The following is a 14795-nucleotide window of genomic DNA, read 5'->3' on the forward strand; positions in this document are numbered from 1 at the left end:
GCCTCAGATCAGGCAAGTTCGACATCGATAATGCGGTGCACGCTCAGCACGCGCTCGGTCTCCCGCTCGGGGTCGAAGACGCGCACGCGCCCTGCCGAGATCGAGACCGGGCGCAGCTCCTCGACGGTGGAGTTGCCGAGTGCATCGACGATGTTCAAGCGTACCGCCCGCTTGAGCCGGATGGCCTTCTGAAGCGTCTCGATGCCGAGCATCGGGGCGGCCTCCTCGCCGTTGCCGCCCACGGCGGACTGGTTCCGCAGCACGCCGAGCTGGGCTTCGACGTCGTCCGGGTTGGGAACCATGGCGGGAGGTGCGGGAACGAGCAGGCCCAGCGCGGCCGCGCCGCGGAGCCGCTGGAGCCGCACGGCGGGATCGAGCGAGGTGTCGACGGCGGGCGCGAGGCCCAGATCGCGGAGGACGGCCGCGGCTTCCTGCGGCGAGGCGTTGCTTACGACGACGGTCGGCGCGATCTGCGTGAGCCCCAGTTGGGCGGCGGACGGCTCGCGCAGGAGGCCCGCGATCGCGGCCTCGTCGTCGCTCACGATGAACGAACCCGCCCGGCCCACGCGGATCCGCCCGTAGCGGGCCGCGGTGTCCTCGACGAGGTACGCGAGCGGCTGGGGGACCTCGGTCTCGGCATGTTCGGCGAGGAACTCCGTGATGGACGCAGCGTCCTCGCCGGCGTCGAGCGCGCGGCGGAGGCTCGCCGCGGAGAAGCGGTAGATGGTCGCGGGTCCGCGGCCCTCGGGGTCCGCGAGGAGCGAGAGCCTCCGCGAGAGCCCAGGCTCGAGGTAGCCCGGCGCGACCGCGGTGAGGTCCGCCTGGAGCAGGATCCGGTCGACGCTCGGCGGAAGGATCTCGTCGAGGAGCGTCCGCAGGCCGTCGAAGTCGCCGCGCAGCACGGCGGCCCCTGCCCGCGTCACGGCGCCCGAGCCCGTGATGCCGATCATCGCGGCCTCGGCGAGGACGCCCTCGAGGAGGCCGCGCAGGCGGCGCGCGAGCCGTGGCTGGGCCCATTCGAGCCGTCGCCTGATGTCGTCGCCCGAGACGACGCTCGCGCGCCCCTCGGGAGCGTTCGCCTCGGCGCCGAGGTCGGCGGAGACCTCGAGGATGCGCCGACGGACCGTCGCGGCGTCGGGCCGCTGGCCCTCGCCGGCAAGCGGCGCGAGCTGCGCCCCGCCCTCGGGGGACATCGCGAGCGAGGGCATCCGCGGCGAGTCGAGCCATGCGGCAGCGAGGAGGAGCCACTGGTCCGGGCGGGCCATGCCGAGCCACTGCTCGGCGGACGTCGCGCGCCACGTCGAGGTGTCGACGTCGAGCGTGATGATGCCTGCCGCGGCGGCGAGCTCGAGGGTCAGGACGGTCTGGTCGGCCTCGCACCGCAACACCGACGTGAGCCGCCGCAGCTCGCGCGTTCCGACGCCGCCCGCGCGGAGCGTCTCGACCGGCCTGTCCGCGGCCTCGACTGCGAGCGCGCTCACGAGGCGAAGGAGTTCGCCGATCGCACCGAGCGCCGCGTTGCGCCGCAACGCCGTGCTCGTAGTCGCCTTCGGTGCGGCCGGCGGATCGAGCGAGAGCTCGGGCACGATCCGGCCGCCGCGCAGCGCGAGGCCCACGGGGCGGGGCAGCTCGACGTGCTCGTCGTCGAGCGAGACGAGGAGGGCATGGGAGAGGAGCCAATCGACCGGATTGTCCGTGCGCCGCCCGGGCCGGACACGCCCCTCGGCGTGGGGGACCGCGCCGACGGGCCAGTTCGTGAACTTGACCAGGACCTCGCGCGTGCGGGGCGGGGCGCCGTCGAGTGCCTCTGGCAGCCCGGCCCAGCGCTCGAGCGCGTACGCCGCCGCGATGTGATGCTCGACCGGCTGCTGTTGGGTGGCCGCGGGGATGGAGTTGACGATGTCCGCCGCCCGGTCGGCGAAGAACTGGGACGCGGTGGCGAGCTCGGTGTAGCAGCGGCCAAGCCCCGCCGGGTAGCTTCCGAGGACCTCGCGAACCCGCGCGACCGGCTGGTAATAGCGGCGGCGGCTCCCGGACGCGGAATGGATCGAGTCCGGCGGATCGGCGCGATAGATGAGTGCGAGCTGGGAGAGTTCGGCGAGGATCGCGTCGAGGGTGCCGAGCGTCGCGCTGCCTACGGCGTGCCGCAGTTCGACGGCGCTGCCGCTGCGGCCCTCGTCCTCATCGGTCGTGAGCACGAGTGCTTCGAGGACCTCGAGCTGTGGCTTCGACAGCGTCTCGAGCGCGCGCTGGAGGCTCACCCTCGCGCAGGCCCGGGCCGCGAGGGCAGCGAAGTCGGGGACGCCGGGCATGATGAGGTCTGGTCTGGAGGTGAAGAGCCTGCGCAGGGAATCGTTGCCCCGGGCTGTGAGTTCCTCGGCGAGAGCGCGGATCGACGACATGCCCTTAGCGCTTCCTCCGATCGATGAATCCCGCCACGAGTGCGGCGCCGAGGAGGGCGAAGGCGACGGGGAGCCCGTACAGCACGACGCCGGCCATCCAGCCGGGTGGGGTCTGCCCCGACGAGGCGAGTCCGATGGCAAGCGCCACCATGGCGAGGGAGAAGACCGCGACGGCGGCGCCGCCCCATGAGGCGGCGCGGCGGAATGTTGGCGCCATGCTTCCAAACCTAACAGCGACGGCGGTTCCTTGCTCGGTCCGATAGTCACGTGAGTCGCACTGTGCTTCAGGCGAACCGCGGCAGTGGCGTGCCGGGCCAGCCAGTAACCTAGAAGGTAGCGGCGCCGGGTCCGGCGCGCGCGTTTCTTCTGCGGGCGGCTCTTGGGTTCGCCCGCATCGACAGATTGGGGTCAGGGCAGTGCCCACTGGCAAGGTCAAGTTCTTCGACAAGGCGAAAGGCTTCGGGTTCATCGCAGGCGACGACGGCCACGAGGTCTTCCTGCCGGGCAGCGCCGTGCCCGTCGATGCCGGGGAGATCAGGACCGGGACCCGGCTCGAGTACGGCGTCGCCGAGGGCAAGCGCGGCCCGCAGGCCCTGAGCGTCCGCGTGCTGGACAAGATCCCGTCGGTCGCCCGCGCGAAGCGCATGCCGGCGCGCGAGCTCGCCCCGATCGTGCAGGATCTCGTGAGCGTCCTGGACAACCTGTCCGGCCAGCTCTCGAAGGGCACGTATCCCGAGAAGGGCACCGTGATCGCGGCCGCCCTCCGCCGCGTCGCGGATCAGCTCGACGCCTGACATGGGCCCCGACGTGACTCCCGCCCCCTCTGCCAAGCCCGAGCGCCGCGCCGGCGTGCCCGTATGGCGCGTGGGCAAGCCGGATGCGTTCCTCGCCGGCTCCGTCGACTTCGCCCGTGCGGCGCTGCTCGTCGCCGTCGAACCTGCCCAGGTCGGCCAGCACGTCGCCGCGAAGAGCGAGGGCGAGCGGCTCGTCACCCACCTCTTCGAGAGCCTTCGCCCCGGTTACCGCGGCTGGCAGTGGTACGTGACGCTCGCCCGCGTGTCGCGGTCCAAGACGCCGACCGTGAGCGAGCTGGGCATCCTCCCGAGCGAGAACTCCGTCCTCGCGCCCGAGTGGGTGCCGTGGTCCGAGCGCGTGCGGCCTGAGGACCGTGACGAGGAGGCCCCCGCGGTCGAAGAGGCCGAGGACGACGACGAGGCTGCCGCCGACGAAGCGGACGACGCCGGCGAAGCGGATGACGACGACGCCGAGGCCGAGGAGGCCGGCGTCACCGACATCGACGACGAACTCGACTGACGGGGACTCTCTCTAACAGTTCAGGCTCTGACAGCGCAGGCTCCAACAGTTCAGGGGCCAGCTCCCGCGGGTGTTCCACCCGCCGGAGCTGGTCCCTGAACCTTGATCGAGGGTCGGCGCTGGCTCAGCCGCGCAGCTGGCCCACCACGTAGTCGATGCACTGCGTGAGCTTCGTGACGTCGTCCGGCTCGACCGCGACGAACGTCGCAATGCGGAGCTGGTTCCGGCCGAGCTTGCGGTACGGCTCGGTGTCGACCACGCCGTTGGCGCGCAGGATCTTGGCGACCTGGGCGGCGTCGATCGCCTCGTCGAAGTCAATCGTCGCGATGACGTTCGAACGGTCCGCCGGGTCGGCGACGTACGGCGTCGCGAAGTCGGACGCCTCGGCCCACGCGTAGACGCGGCTCGCGGAGTCCGCCGTGCGCTTCGTGGCCCATGCAAGCCCGCCCTGCGCATTGAGCCACTCGACCTGTGCCTTGAGGCTCACGAGCGTCGTGAGGCTCGGCGTGTTGTAGGTCTGGTTGAGCCTCGAGTTGTCGACCGCGGTCTTGAGGTCCAGGAAGTCCGGGATCCAGCGGCCGGACGCCTTGATCTCCTCGACGCGCGCGAGCGCGGCGGGGGAGAACAGCGCAAGCCACAGGCCGCCGTCGGACGCGAAGTTCTTCTGGGGCGCGAAGTAGTAGACGTCGCTCTGGGCGACGTCTACGTCGAGGCCGCCAGCGGCGCTCGTCGCGTCGATCACCACGAGCGAGCCCTCGTCGGCGCCCTGGACGCGGCGCACGGGGGCTGCGACGCCCGTGGACGTCTCGTTCTGCGGCCACGCATAGACGTCGACCCCAGCTTCCGCCACAGGCTCAGGACGGGTGCCGGGCTCGGACGTGAGGATGCTCGAGGCCTCGAGGAACGGCGCGTTGTCCGTGGCCTTCGCGAACTTGGATCCGAATTCGCCGAAGGAGAGGTGCTGCGCCTTCGAGCGCACGAGCCCGAACGAGGCCGCGTCCCAGAACGCGGTGGAGCCGCCCACGCCGAGGATCACCTCGTAACCCTCGGGAGCCTGGAAGAACGCTGAGAGCCCCTCGCGGACCGAGCCCACGAGGTTCTTGACGGGAGCCTGCCGATGAGACGTGCCCAGGAGCTTGGCGCCAGCGGCTGCGATCGCGTCAACCTGCTCCTTGCGGACCTTCGAGGGCCCGGCGCCGAAGCGACCGTCGGCCGGCAGAAGGTCGGCGGGGATGTCCAATCGGGTCGTTGCGCTCACAGAAGGCTCCTTGCTTGCGATTCCGGGCGGTAGGCTCCCTTCCGCCCCCGAAACAGTCTGCCGCAACGCTTCGGCGGCGTGCGAATTCGAGAAGCGCCGCCGTCGCACGCCGCTAATCTGAGCAGTTCAAAATAAGCTAGACTGTGAGTGGCGTTGCGCACTGTGTCCAGTGCTCGCATCGCCTCCGGCTGGGCCGCAGCCATTCGTCACGAGGAGCCGCTGACCGCATGACCGATCTCATCGACACCACCGAGATGTACCTCCGCACCATCCTCGAGCTCGAGGAGGAGGGGATCGTTCCCCTGCGGGCGCGCATCGCCGAGCGGTTGCGGCACTCGGGGCCGACCGTGTCGCAGACGGTGGCTCGCATGGAGCGCGACGGGCTCGTGGTCGTCTCGGGTGACCGGCACCTCGAGCTCACCGAGGCGGGGCGCAAGCGGGCCACGGAGGTCATGCGCAAGCACCGGCTCGCCGAGCGCCTGCTCTCGGACGTCATCGGGCTCGACTGGGCCTATGTGCACGACGAGGCGTGCCGCTGGGAGCACGTCATGAGCGAGCGCGTCGAGCGGCGGCTCTATGACCTCCTGGGCAAGCCGAGCGAGTCGCCCTACGGGAATCCGATCCCAGGCCTCGAGGCGCTCGGCGGTGAGCCGTCCGAGGGCTTCACCCAGGGCGTCGTGACACTCGTCGACGCGATGCGTGACTACGCTCCGGGCTCGCGCGTGGTGGTGTGCCGGCTCGCCGAGCCCATCCAGGTGGACCCAGAGCTGCTCGCCCAGCTCGACGAGGGCGGGATCCGCCCGGGCGCCAGAATCGCGCTCGAGCGCGTGGGCGACTACATCTCCGTCCGGACATCCAAGGTCGACGGCGCGCTCGAGCTGCCGGTCGAGGTCGCGGCCCACGTCTTCGTTTCGATCAGCTAGCAGCAAATTCACACGAACGAACACGGTCTTCGCACAAATATCCACTCCATGGATAAACTGAGAGCGCGGTCAGGTGTGACGCATCTCTCAATAATGGTCACGGGATGATTACGGCGCAGGGGCTTGGCTGAGGGGTTGATCTGACCCAGGAGCAGCCCCCTTCGGCCCGTGGAGGGCCAGATGTCCCGAATTCCGCGCCGCTACAGTGGTTTCGGGCACAGTTGGAAATCCGCTGTATCCCCTCCGTGACTGTCTGAGATCCCGCTGTGATCCGAATGTGACTTTTGGTGCGAGGTCGGGTACGCTCGATCCTGTTCCAACTCCAACCAAGTTGGAACATCCGGTCGGATTGCCTAGCTCTGCCACCGTCCGGAATCCGTTCGCACAACCGTCTGGCAGGGGCGGGGGAACCACTTTCGGTCCTCCTCACAAGGGAGGTCCTTGGGGTAAAGCAGCCCGGTGCTTGCACCGGGAGGCCGGATACTTCCAGTCCGAACCCGACAGCTCACCTCGCAGGCATTGGGAGAGGCTACCTCTGTGTCGTCACGCAACGTCATTGCGCGTCACCGGGCCGCGCCGGTCCGCAGTATTCCCGTCAGGGATGCTGTGCAGGCCGCGTCGGGTAACGCGGACAGCGCCAGCCGTCAGGCTGGCGTGTTTGTTGCTGGAATGCATCTGACCGTCATGTCGGGCTCGCCCGTCGTGATCGAGGATGCACAGCGCAAGGCCGCGATCCTCTCCGACGCATTCCGCGCCCCGTGCGTGGTCGCGTCAAAGAAGGCGAACTCGCCGCACCTAGCAAGCTCCGCCTTCTACACGCTCCGCTGACCCCCTGATCGAGAGGCTCACGGCTTCCCCCAGTGGCCGTGCCCTCATCCGCGCACCGAGACCCATGGTGCGCGGGAGACGAAAGAGAGAAACGCCCCAGATGTCCACTCGCGCTGGAATCGCTCGGCACCGCGCCGAGAACACTTCCTCCATCGCCGTGATCGCGAAGGCGGTGACGGAGAACGCCGGCGGCATGGGTCGCCAGGCTGCCGTTATTGCTGCAGCGTCCGGTCTCGTCCTCACCAGCGGTGTTGCTGCTAACGCCGCTGAAGCCCCTACGCAGCGCGAGGCATCCGCCCCGACCGCTCTTGAGGTTCAGACGGCTGTCGACGCCAACGTGGCTGCCGACGCCGGTGCTCAGGTGAGCTTCGAGCGTCCCGCTGTGGAGTCGACCGCCGCCCCGGTTGTGGCCCCGGCGCCGGTCGTTCAGACCGCTGCCACCACGACGAACGCGGTCGCGCAGACCGCCACGGCCGTTGCGAAGCCTGTCGCCTCGACGGGCCTCGGCGCCGCGATCGCCGCCGCCGCGTACGCCCAGCTCGGTGTCCACCAGGACTGCACCGCGCTCGTGACCAACGCGCTTGCCGCGGTCGGGATCTACTACCACGGCTGGCCGGCCGGCTACCTCTCGCTCGGCCGCACGGTGAGCGCCGCCGAGGCTCAGCCCGGTGACCTCGCCTACTACCAGAACGGTGGCATGGGCATGGCCCACATCGCCGTCTACGTCGGCAACGGCATGGCCGTGCACGGCGGTTGGAACGGCAACACGACCTCGCTCTACAGCGTGAACGTGGGCTCCGGTCCGGTCTTCATCCGCGTCGGCGGCTGATCACCACAGCTCAGGCAAGGCGCTCCTCCCGTTCCGGGAGGGGCGCCTTGTCGTTTCCGGGGTGGTGAAAGCCGGCGCGTGGGCGGCGTAGATGGAGGCCCGCAGGCGTCGGCACAGGTGTCTGAGGCGTGAACAATGGCAAACACGTTGCGCCGTGGTGCAGGGTCCGTTCGGTTAACTGCAAATCCGTTCAGTACTCTAAGAGAGTCGATCAGCCCGGCCAAGCACAGGGCAGCCGGCCCTGTGCCCCTGACCGGGTGCGGCCGTGAAGAGGCACGCGCATGCGCACACTCGTCTTGAATGCCGGATACGAACCACTGGCGGTAGTCAGCTTCCGCCGGGCGCTCGTCCTTGTCCTCGCCGGTAAGGCGAGCATCGTGGCCGAAGACGGCGATCCAGTCGTCGGCCCCCGCGATGTCCTGGGGCGTCCCTCCGTCATCCTGCTCAACCGGTACATCAGACCGCGCCGCACGCACGCGGCGACCGTCAGCAGACGGGGCGTGCTGCGACGCGACGGGCATGTGTGCGCGTATTGCAGCAAGACCGCCCACACGATCGATCACGTCCTGCCCAAGTCCCGCGGTGGCGCGGACAGCTGGGAGAATCTGGTCGCGTGCTGCCTGCGGTGCAACAACGTCAAGGGCGATCAGACTCCAGCGGAGATGGGGTGGAAGCTCCGTTTCACGCCTCAGGCCCCGGTCGGGACCGTGTGGCAGATCAAGGAGTTGGAGAAGCCCGTGGCCCAGTGGAGTCCGTTCCTCGCGCCGGAGTCGGCCGCCTGAACAGCGACACGCCCGAGTTCGGGGGCACCAGGCTCGCCTTCGACGCGATCGTGCTCGCGGGCGGTCGTTCGAGTCGCCTGGGAGGGTATCCCAAGCCCCGCCTGGTGTACGAGGGCGTCACGCTCCTCGACCGCGCTCTGGGTGCCGTGAGCGCGGCGCGGCGCGTCGCCGTCGTCGGCCCCGAGCCGGGCTCGGGGGAGTCCCCACACCCCTGCGTCGTGTTCACGCTAGAGGAGCCGCGCTTCGCGGGGCCTCTCGCCGCCCTCGCCGCGGGCGTCGCTGCCCTCGCGGAGTGGCGGGGCGCCCCCGAGTGGGTCGCCGTGCTCGCCGCGGACCTCCCGCGCGCCGACGAGGCGCTCGCGCCGCTGCTCCGCGCGGTCGCCGCGGGGGTCTCGTCCGAGGCCCTGATTGCCGAAGACGCGGGCGGGCGGCAGCAGCCGCTCCTCGCGCTCTATCGGAGAGGGCCGCTCGAACGCGCCCTTGCGACGCTGACGGACGACGGCGGCCTCGCCGACCGCCCGCTGCGGCACCTCGTTGCTAGGCTGACTGTGCAGTCCTTGCGCCTGCCCCCGGGCGTGACCGACGACGTCGACACGTGGCCGGCGGCGGAGCGCTGGGGCATTCGCCGTCCGGAGGGCCCGGGCGCGCCGAGCGAACCGGAGGAGCCAACGATGTCTGAGACAGCGCCCGGCGCAGATCAAGGCACCCCGCCGGCCAGCGACGCGCAGGACGAGATTCTCCGCGCGTGGTGCGCCGAGCTCATCGAGGCCCTCGAGCTCGGCGGGCTCGAGGTGGACATCGACGCCGTCCTGGGGCTCGCAGGAGTGGCGGCGCACGCCGTCGTCCGCCCGGCCGCCCCGCTCACGACGTTCCTCGCCGCCTACGCCGCTGGCTTGGCCGCCGGACGCGGGCAGGCCGGGGAGACTGCGGCCATGGAGTCCGCGATGGACGTGGCCCGCCGGCTTGCGAAGGCACGCGCCGCGCAGGCCGGAACCGGAGAATGACGGACGGCGCCGCGAGCGCGCCGCACCCCCTGCACCTTTCCTGGTCGGAGGCGCGCGCCGCGGCGGCTGCGGCGGGTGCGCGCATCCCTCCGGCCCGCGTGCCGCTCGCGCGCTGCGCCGGGCGGACCCTCGCCGAGGACCTCGAGGCGCTCACCGCCATGCCGCACTATTCCTCGTCCGCGATGGACGGCTGGGCCGTGAGCGGGAGCGGGCCGTGGATCCTTGTTGGCGCGGGGGAGCCGCTGACAGCCCACCAGGCCAGCCCGATCGTCACTGGCGGCGCCCTGCCTCAAGGCACGCGCGCCGTGCTGCGGCGCGAGCACGGCGAGATCGCGCCTGATCAGGACGGACTGCCGCATCTCCGGTTGAGCGCGGCCGCTCCGCCCGGCTCGCCGTCCGGCGGGGCCGACATCCGCCCGGCCGGCGAGGAGGCCCGGCCCGGCGACGTCCTCCTCACGGCCGGAACCGAGCTCGGCCCGGCGCAGCTCGCGCTCGCGGCCCTCGCGGGCTACGACGAGCTCCCCGTCGAAGGGCGCCCCTGGGTCCGCGTGGTCAGGACCGGCGCCGAGGTCATCGAGTCCGGCTCGCCCGCCCCCGGCCAGGTCCGCGACGTGTTCAGCTTCCTCGTCCCGCCCCTCGTTGCGGCCTACGGCGGCGTTCTCGCGGGGCAGCGCAAGATTGGCGACGACGGCGCCGAGTGGCGCGCGGCCCTCGCCGACGACGCGGCGACGAATGACGGCGCCGCGGGGGTTCCAGGAGAGGGCCCGGCCGACGTCGTCATCACCACGGGTGGGACGGGCCGGGGGGAGTCGGACCACCTGCGGGAGATCGTCGCCGAGCTCGGCGGGCGGTTCGTCGTGGACGGGGTCTCGATGCGGCCGGGGCACCCCACGGTGCTCGCGGAGCTGCCCGACGGGCGGTTCTTCGTCGGGCTGCCCGGCAATCCGCTCGCGGCCATCATGGGATTCCTCGCGGTCGGCGAGCCCCTGCTCGCGGCGATGTCGGGACGCCCGCCGCTCTCCGCCGTCGAACTGCCCTCTGGCGCCGTGTTCGAGCCGGAGCTCAAGCGCACGCGGCTCGTGCCGTTTCGGCGCATGTATGGCATGGCCTCGCCGGCGGGCGCGAGCGGCTCGGGGATGCTCCGGGGGCTCGCGCGGGCGGACGGGATCATGGTCGTGCCGCCGCACGGCGTCGAACTCGGGGAGCCGATCGAGGTGTTCCCGCTGCCATGGGGCCGGCCGCTCACCGAGCCGTCGGCGGCCAAGCCTGGGTCCAAGCCAAAGCGCCGCTCAGTGGGCTCGAAGGATCCCGTGGACTGGAGCGGCCTGGACGCGTAGGGCATCTTCGCACGCGGAGGGGCAGGGGCCCTCTTCGGGAATGACTGATGCGCCCGGCAGGCATGTGGCCTTGCCACGCGCATCAGCCGTCATTCAGAATCGTGGCGTCTCTCGTCTGAATGACCGTTGGATCATGAGAACTACAAGGGCTCCGGCCAGTCCGGCGAGAAAAGCGTCCACGACCCCGATATTTCGCCACAGAAGACTGAACAGTCCGAATTCCACAACGAAGACGATCCAGTTGAATTTCCGCTTGCCCCCAGTGGCCATGGGCCTCATGTTACGGGCCCGGACCACCACTGAGCACGATCAGAAGCGCTCCGCCAGTGCCGTGAGCTTTCCAACGTACGTGGGCCAATCCTCGTCCGGGATATTGCTGTTGCCGGCCTGCATCCCCACGGTCCCGTCGATCGATTGACGCAGGATGTCGGCTTGGCCGGTGTGTCGGGTGAGGTCGACGAGCACATGAACGAGGATCCGGCCGAGGGTCACGTGGCTCCGGTGGTCCGGCCACCACGGAACGCGGCCGTGTGCGTCCAAGGGCAGAGCCTCGATCGTGGCGTCGGCGAAGGTCCAGACCCTGCGGTACAGGTCGATGACCCCCGCCGCGGACTCATTCTCGGTCGCGTACCAATCCGCCTGCGGGTCGGCGTCGAGCTCGGCCTCTGAGACTCGCTCGTCCGGCGTGGGCCACGGGCGGCCGAATGTGTCGCCGAAGTAGCCGATCTCGACGTTGGCCATGTGCTTGACCATGCCGAGGAGATTCGTCCCCGTCGGCGTGCGCGGCAGCCGCAGTTCGCGCTCGGTGAGCCCGTCAAGCTTCCACAGGAGTGCGTCACGGCCGTCCTGCAGATAGTGCCGGAGGGCCGTCTTGGGGTCGCTGAGATCCGTCATGGGTGCATTCTCCGCCACAGGAAGGGCAGGATGGAGCCATGAGCTCCCAGTCGCGAGTGAAGGACATCAACGAGGATTCCCTGCACGTCGGCCCGCCCGAGACCTCGGCCGCCGGCCTCAAGGCAGTCGCGGTTGCCCTCGAGCGGGGACTCGAGCAGGCGGGTCCGGTGCGGACGGCTCGCTCGCTCCTTCGGATCAATCAGCGCGGCGGCTTCGACTGTCCCGGCTGCGCATGGCCCGAGCCTGACGGACACCGCAAGGCCGCGGAGTTCTGCGAGAACGGCGCGAAGGCCGTCGCGGAGGAGGCCACCACGAGCGCCGTGACGCCCGAGTGGTGGGACGCGCATCCCGTCGCGACCCTTCTGGACAAGACGGACTACTGGCTGAGCAAGCAGGGCCGCATCGCCGAGCCGGTTGTGCTCCGACCCGGCGAAGACCGGTACCGGCGCATCTCGTGGACCGATGCCTTCGAGCTCGTGGCCGAGCACCTCCGCGCCACGACGCCGGATCGCTGCGTCTTCTACACGTCCGGCCGCACGGCCAACGAGACGGCCTTCATGTACCAGCTGTTCGCCCGGAGCCTCGGCACCAACAACCTCCCGGATTGCTCGAACATGTGCCACGAGTCCTCCGGGTCCGCGCTCAACCCCACGATCGGGATCGGCAAGGGGACCGTGTCCCTCGAGGACATTCACGAATCGAAGCTGGTGTTCGTGGTCGGCCAGAACCCCGGCACGAACCACCCGCGCATGCTCTCGGCGCTCAAGGAATGCCGGGACCGTGGCGGCAAGGTCGTGGCCGTCAACCCGCTCCCGGAGGCGGGGCTCCTGCACTTCAAGGACCCGCAGACGGTGGGCGGCTACATCGGGGACGGCGCGACGATCGCGGACGAGTTCCTCCAGATCAAGGTCGGCGGCGACCTCGCCCTGTTCCAGGCCCTCGGCCACCTCCTCCTCGAGGAAGAGCGCAAGGTGCCGGGCGCCGTCGTCGACCGCGCGTTCGTCGAGGCGCAGACGGAAGGCTTCGAAGCCTATGCCGCGGCGCGCGCGTCGCTCGACTGGGACGTGACGGAGCGCGCGACCGGACTGACGCGCGGCGAGATCGAGGCCACCGCGCGGTTGCTCGTCGACTCGAAGGCGACCATCGTGTGCTGGGCGCTCGGCCTCACGCAGCAGCCGCACTCGGTGGACACCATCCGGGAGATCGTGAACCTGCTTCTGCTCCAGGGCAACTTCGGGAAGCCGGGTGCGGGCGCGTGTCCGGTGCGCGGCCACTCGAACGTCCAGGGGGACCGCACCATGGGCATCTGGGAGAAGCCGAACGAATCGCTGCTCGCCGCGCTCGACGCCGAGTTCGGCATCGACTCGCCCCGCGAGCACGGCTTCGACTCGACGCAGGCGCTCGCCGCGTTCGAGCGCGACGATGTGGACGTGTTCGTCTCGCTCGGCGGCAACTTCGCGCAGGCCAACTCGGACACCGCGGCGCTCGAGGCCGGGATGCAGCGCGCCGGGCTCACCGTCCACATCTCGACGAAGCCGAACCGCTCGCACGTGGTCCACGGCCGCACCTCGCTCATCCTCCCGACCCTCGGCCGCACGGACCGGGACGACAAGCACCCGTCCGGCCGCCAGTTCCTCTCCGTCGAGGACTCGATGTCGATGGTCCATTCCACGCAGGGCCGGCTCGAGCCCGTCTCGGAGCATCTCCTCGCCGAGCCGGTCATCGTGGCGCGCCTCGCCGTCGCGGCGCTCGGCGACGACCATGCCGTGGACTGGCGTGCGATGGCCGAGGACTACGACGTGATCCGCGACCACATCTCCCGCGTGATTCCGGGCTTCGAGGACTTCAACCGGCGCGTCAGGCAGCGAAACGGCTTCCAGCTCCCCAACCCGCCGCGCGACACGCGAACGTTCGCGACGGGCGCCGGCCGCGCACAGTTCACGGTGAGCCCGCTCGAGTACCTCGAGGCGCCCGCGGGTCACCTCATCCTCCAGACGGTCCGCAGCCACGACCAGTACAACACGACGTTCTACGGCCAGGATGATCGCTACCGCGGCATCTCCGACGGCCGCCGCGTGATCCTCGTCCACCCTGAGGACCTTGCGGGGCTCGGGCTCGAGGACCGCGAGCTCGTGGACGTGGTGAGCGTGTTCCGGGGCGAAGAGCGCCGCGCCAACCGCTTCCGGCTCGTCGCGTACCCGACGGCGCGGGGCTGCGCGGCCGCATACTTCCCCGAGGCCAACGCCCTCGTGCACCGCGACCTCGTGGCGCGCGAATCCAACACCCCGGGGTTCAAGGCCCTCACCGTCCGCTTCGAGCGCCACGAAACGGGCGACGGCGCGGGCGCGGCCAGCGTGGAAGGAGGCCGTCATGGGTCGGCTGAGCCAGCGCCGTAAGGTGCGCAAGTACGTTCTGGACAGCGAGCACCCCGTCCGCGACAAGGAGGACGTGCTCGCCGTCGAGGAGCCCCTCGAGATTCGGCTCGGCATCCTCTCCTACAGCGTCACGATGCGCACGCCCGGCGACGATTTCGACCTCGTTGCGGGCTTCCTCGTGTCCGAGGGCGTCGTCTGGGAGCCCGGGCAGATCGTGTCCGAGCGCTTCTGCGGGGGCGAGGACGCCGACGGGCAGCAGACGTTCAACGTCGTCCAAGCGCAGCTGCGCCCCGATGTCGTCGCGCCCGAGATCGGGCGGGCCGTGTACACCTCAAGCTCGTGCGGCATCTGCGGCACAGACTCGATCGAATCCGTGCGTCGCTCGGGTCACCACAGCCCCGCGGACGACGGCGTGCGCCTCCTTCCCGAGCTCGTCGCCGGCCTGCCGGCTCGCCTCCGCGAGGCTCAGGCGCTCTTCGAGAAGACGGGCGGCGTCCACGCGGCGGGGCTTTTCCGCGTGGGCGAGGGCGGAACCTCGGCCGAGCTCGTGTGCCTCCGCGAAGATGTGGGGCGGCACAACGCCGTGGACAAGGTGGTCGGCTGGGCGCTCCGCGCGGGGCTCCTGCCGCTGCGCGGGACCGTCCTGCAGGTTTCGGGGCGCGCCTCGTTCGAGCTCGTGCAGAAGGCTGCGATGGCGGGGATCCCCGTCCTGGCGGCGGTGAGCGCGCCGTCGTCGCTCGCCGTCGAACTCGCCGAGGAGTCCGGGGTGACGCTCGTGGGCTTCAGCCGGGGCACGGGCTTCAACGTGTACGCGGGGCACGAGCGGCTCCTCGCCTGAGCCTCGTACAA

14 protein-coding genes and 1 riboswitch are annotated in these 14795 nt (G+C 70.5%); of the genes, 10 read left to right on the forward strand and 4 right to left on the reverse strand.

Translation table 11 applies throughout. From position 1 onward, the window contains the following. Positions 1-8: 8 nt before the first annotated feature. Entirely contained in the window at positions 9-2402 is a 2394-nt protein-coding gene (locus tag ACOKR1_RS05310; RefSeq protein ID WP_422935679.1) for a helicase-associated domain-containing protein, read from the reverse strand. 4 nt (positions 2403-2406) lie between these two features. After that, positions 2407-2619, reverse strand: coding sequence for a hypothetical protein (locus tag ACOKR1_RS05315; protein ID WP_415856132.1), 213 nt, complete (start codon positions 2617-2619; stop codon positions 2407-2409). Between the two features lie 199 nt (positions 2620-2818). On the opposite strand from ACOKR1_RS05315, the gene ACOKR1_RS05320 reads away from it, so the two are divergent. Both ACOKR1_RS05320 and ACOKR1_RS05325 read left to right on the forward strand, forming a co-directional pair. Further along, on the forward strand, positions 2819-3196 hold the full coding sequence (locus tag ACOKR1_RS05320) for a cold-shock protein (RefSeq protein ID WP_415856133.1): 378 nt from the start codon (positions 2819-2821) through the stop codon (positions 3194-3196). 13 nt (positions 3197-3209) lie between these two features. Continuing rightward, complete coding sequence (locus tag ACOKR1_RS05325) at positions 3210-3716, forward strand: DUF3027 domain-containing protein (protein WP_422935680.1); 507 nt, start codon at positions 3210-3212, stop codon at positions 3714-3716. 124 nt (positions 3717-3840) lie between these two features. Here ACOKR1_RS05325 and serC read toward each other — a convergent pair whose 3' ends face one another. Beyond that, the gene (serC, locus tag ACOKR1_RS05330) at positions 3841-4974 is read right to left on the reverse strand and encodes a phosphoserine transaminase (RefSeq protein WP_422935681.1); all 1134 of its coding nucleotides are present in this window, start codon (positions 4972-4974) and stop codon (positions 3841-3843) included. 227 nt (positions 4975-5201) lie between these two features. On the opposite strand from serC, the gene ACOKR1_RS05335 reads away from it, so the two are divergent. From ACOKR1_RS05335 to ACOKR1_RS05360, 6 genes are all read left to right on the forward strand, one after another. After that, positions 5202-5897 carry a metal-dependent transcriptional regulator gene (locus ACOKR1_RS05335; RefSeq protein WP_422935682.1) on the forward strand — a complete coding sequence of 232 codons (696 nt, stop codon included), beginning with the start codon at positions 5202-5204 and terminating at the stop codon, positions 5895-5897. A gap of 371 nt (positions 5898-6268) precedes the next feature. Continuing rightward, positions 6269-6430: riboswitch (cyclic di-AMP (ydaO/yuaA leader) on the forward strand. A gap of 136 nt (positions 6431-6566) precedes the next feature. Continuing rightward, complete coding sequence (locus ACOKR1_RS05340) at positions 6567-6725, forward strand: hypothetical protein (RefSeq protein ID WP_422935683.1); 159 nt, start codon at positions 6567-6569, stop codon at positions 6723-6725. Between the two features lie 100 nt (positions 6726-6825). Continuing rightward, positions 6826-7554 (forward strand): NlpC/P60 family protein, encoded by a 729-nt coding sequence (locus ACOKR1_RS05345; protein WP_422935684.1) that lies wholly within the window; start codon positions 6826-6828, stop codon positions 7552-7554. Between the two features lie 281 nt (positions 7555-7835). Beyond that, a complete protein-coding gene (locus ACOKR1_RS05350; RefSeq protein ID WP_422935685.1) occupies positions 7836-8336 on the forward strand; it encodes an HNH endonuclease in 501 nt (166 codons plus the stop codon). Beyond that, entirely contained in the window at positions 8300-9340 is a 1041-nt protein-coding gene (locus ACOKR1_RS05355; protein ID WP_422935686.1) for an NTP transferase domain-containing protein, read from the forward strand. Before ACOKR1_RS05350 ends, ACOKR1_RS05355 begins: the two co-directional genes overlap by 37 nt. Next, the gene (locus ACOKR1_RS05360) at positions 9337-10677 is read left to right on the forward strand and encodes a molybdopterin molybdotransferase MoeA (RefSeq protein WP_422935687.1); all 1341 of its coding nucleotides are present in this window, start codon (positions 9337-9339) and stop codon (positions 10675-10677) included. Before ACOKR1_RS05355 ends, ACOKR1_RS05360 begins: the two co-directional genes overlap by 4 nt. A gap of 309 nt (positions 10678-10986) precedes the next feature. Here ACOKR1_RS05360 and ACOKR1_RS05365 read toward each other — a convergent pair whose 3' ends face one another. Next, on the reverse strand, positions 10987-11571 hold the full coding sequence (locus ACOKR1_RS05365) for a DinB family protein (RefSeq protein WP_422935688.1): 585 nt from the start codon (positions 11569-11571) through the stop codon (positions 10987-10989). Between the two features lie 38 nt (positions 11572-11609). On the opposite strand from ACOKR1_RS05365, the gene ACOKR1_RS05370 reads away from it, so the two are divergent. Beyond that, positions 11610-13967 (forward strand): FdhF/YdeP family oxidoreductase, encoded by a 2358-nt coding sequence (locus ACOKR1_RS05370; RefSeq protein ID WP_422935689.1) that lies wholly within the window; start codon positions 11610-11612, stop codon positions 13965-13967. Continuing rightward, positions 13942-14784, forward strand: a complete 843-nt coding sequence (gene fdhD, locus ACOKR1_RS05375; RefSeq protein WP_422935690.1) for a formate dehydrogenase accessory sulfurtransferase FdhD — start codon at positions 13942-13944, stop codon at positions 14782-14784. The genes ACOKR1_RS05370 and fdhD overlap by 26 nt, the downstream gene beginning before the upstream one ends. Positions 14785-14795 lie beyond the last annotated feature (11 nt).

It is taken from the genome of Sinomonas sp. P47F7 (genome assembly GCF_049332655.1).
Lineage (GTDB): Bacteria > Actinomycetota > Actinomycetes > Actinomycetales > Micrococcaceae > Sinomonas.

Bases quoted from the DNA above. Each gene is read 5' to 3' on its own strand.
- ACOKR1_RS05310 (WP_422935679.1), bottom strand. From the start codon at position 2,402: ATGTCGTCGATCCGCGCTCTCGCCGAGGAACTCACAGCCCGGGGCAAC.
- ACOKR1_RS05315 (WP_415856132.1), bottom strand. From the start codon at position 2,619: ATGGCGCCAACATTCCGCCGCGCCGCCTCATGGGGCGGCGCCGCCGTC.
- ACOKR1_RS05335 (WP_422935682.1), top strand. From the start codon at position 5,202: ATGACCGATCTCATCGACACCACCGAGATGTACCTCCGCACCATCCTC.
- ACOKR1_RS05340 (WP_422935683.1), top strand. From the start codon at position 6,567: ATGCATCTGACCGTCATGTCGGGCTCGCCCGTCGTGATCGAGGATGCA.
- ACOKR1_RS05345 (WP_422935684.1), top strand. From the start codon at position 6,826: ATGTCCACTCGCGCTGGAATCGCTCGGCACCGCGCCGAGAACACTTCC.
- ACOKR1_RS05350 (WP_422935685.1), top strand. From the start codon at position 7,836: ATGCGCACACTCGTCTTGAATGCCGGATACGAACCACTGGCGGTAGTC.
- ACOKR1_RS05360 (WP_422935687.1), top strand. From the start codon at position 9,337: ATGACGGACGGCGCCGCGAGCGCGCCGCACCCCCTGCACCTTTCCTGG.
- ACOKR1_RS05365 (WP_422935688.1), bottom strand. From the start codon at position 11,571: ATGACGGATCTCAGCGACCCCAAGACGGCCCTCCGGCACTATCTGCAG.
- ACOKR1_RS05370 (WP_422935689.1), top strand. From the start codon at position 11,610: ATGAGCTCCCAGTCGCGAGTGAAGGACATCAACGAGGATTCCCTGCAC.
- fdhD (WP_422935690.1), top strand. From the start codon at position 13,942: ATGGGTCGGCTGAGCCAGCGCCGTAAGGTGCGCAAGTACGTTCTGGAC.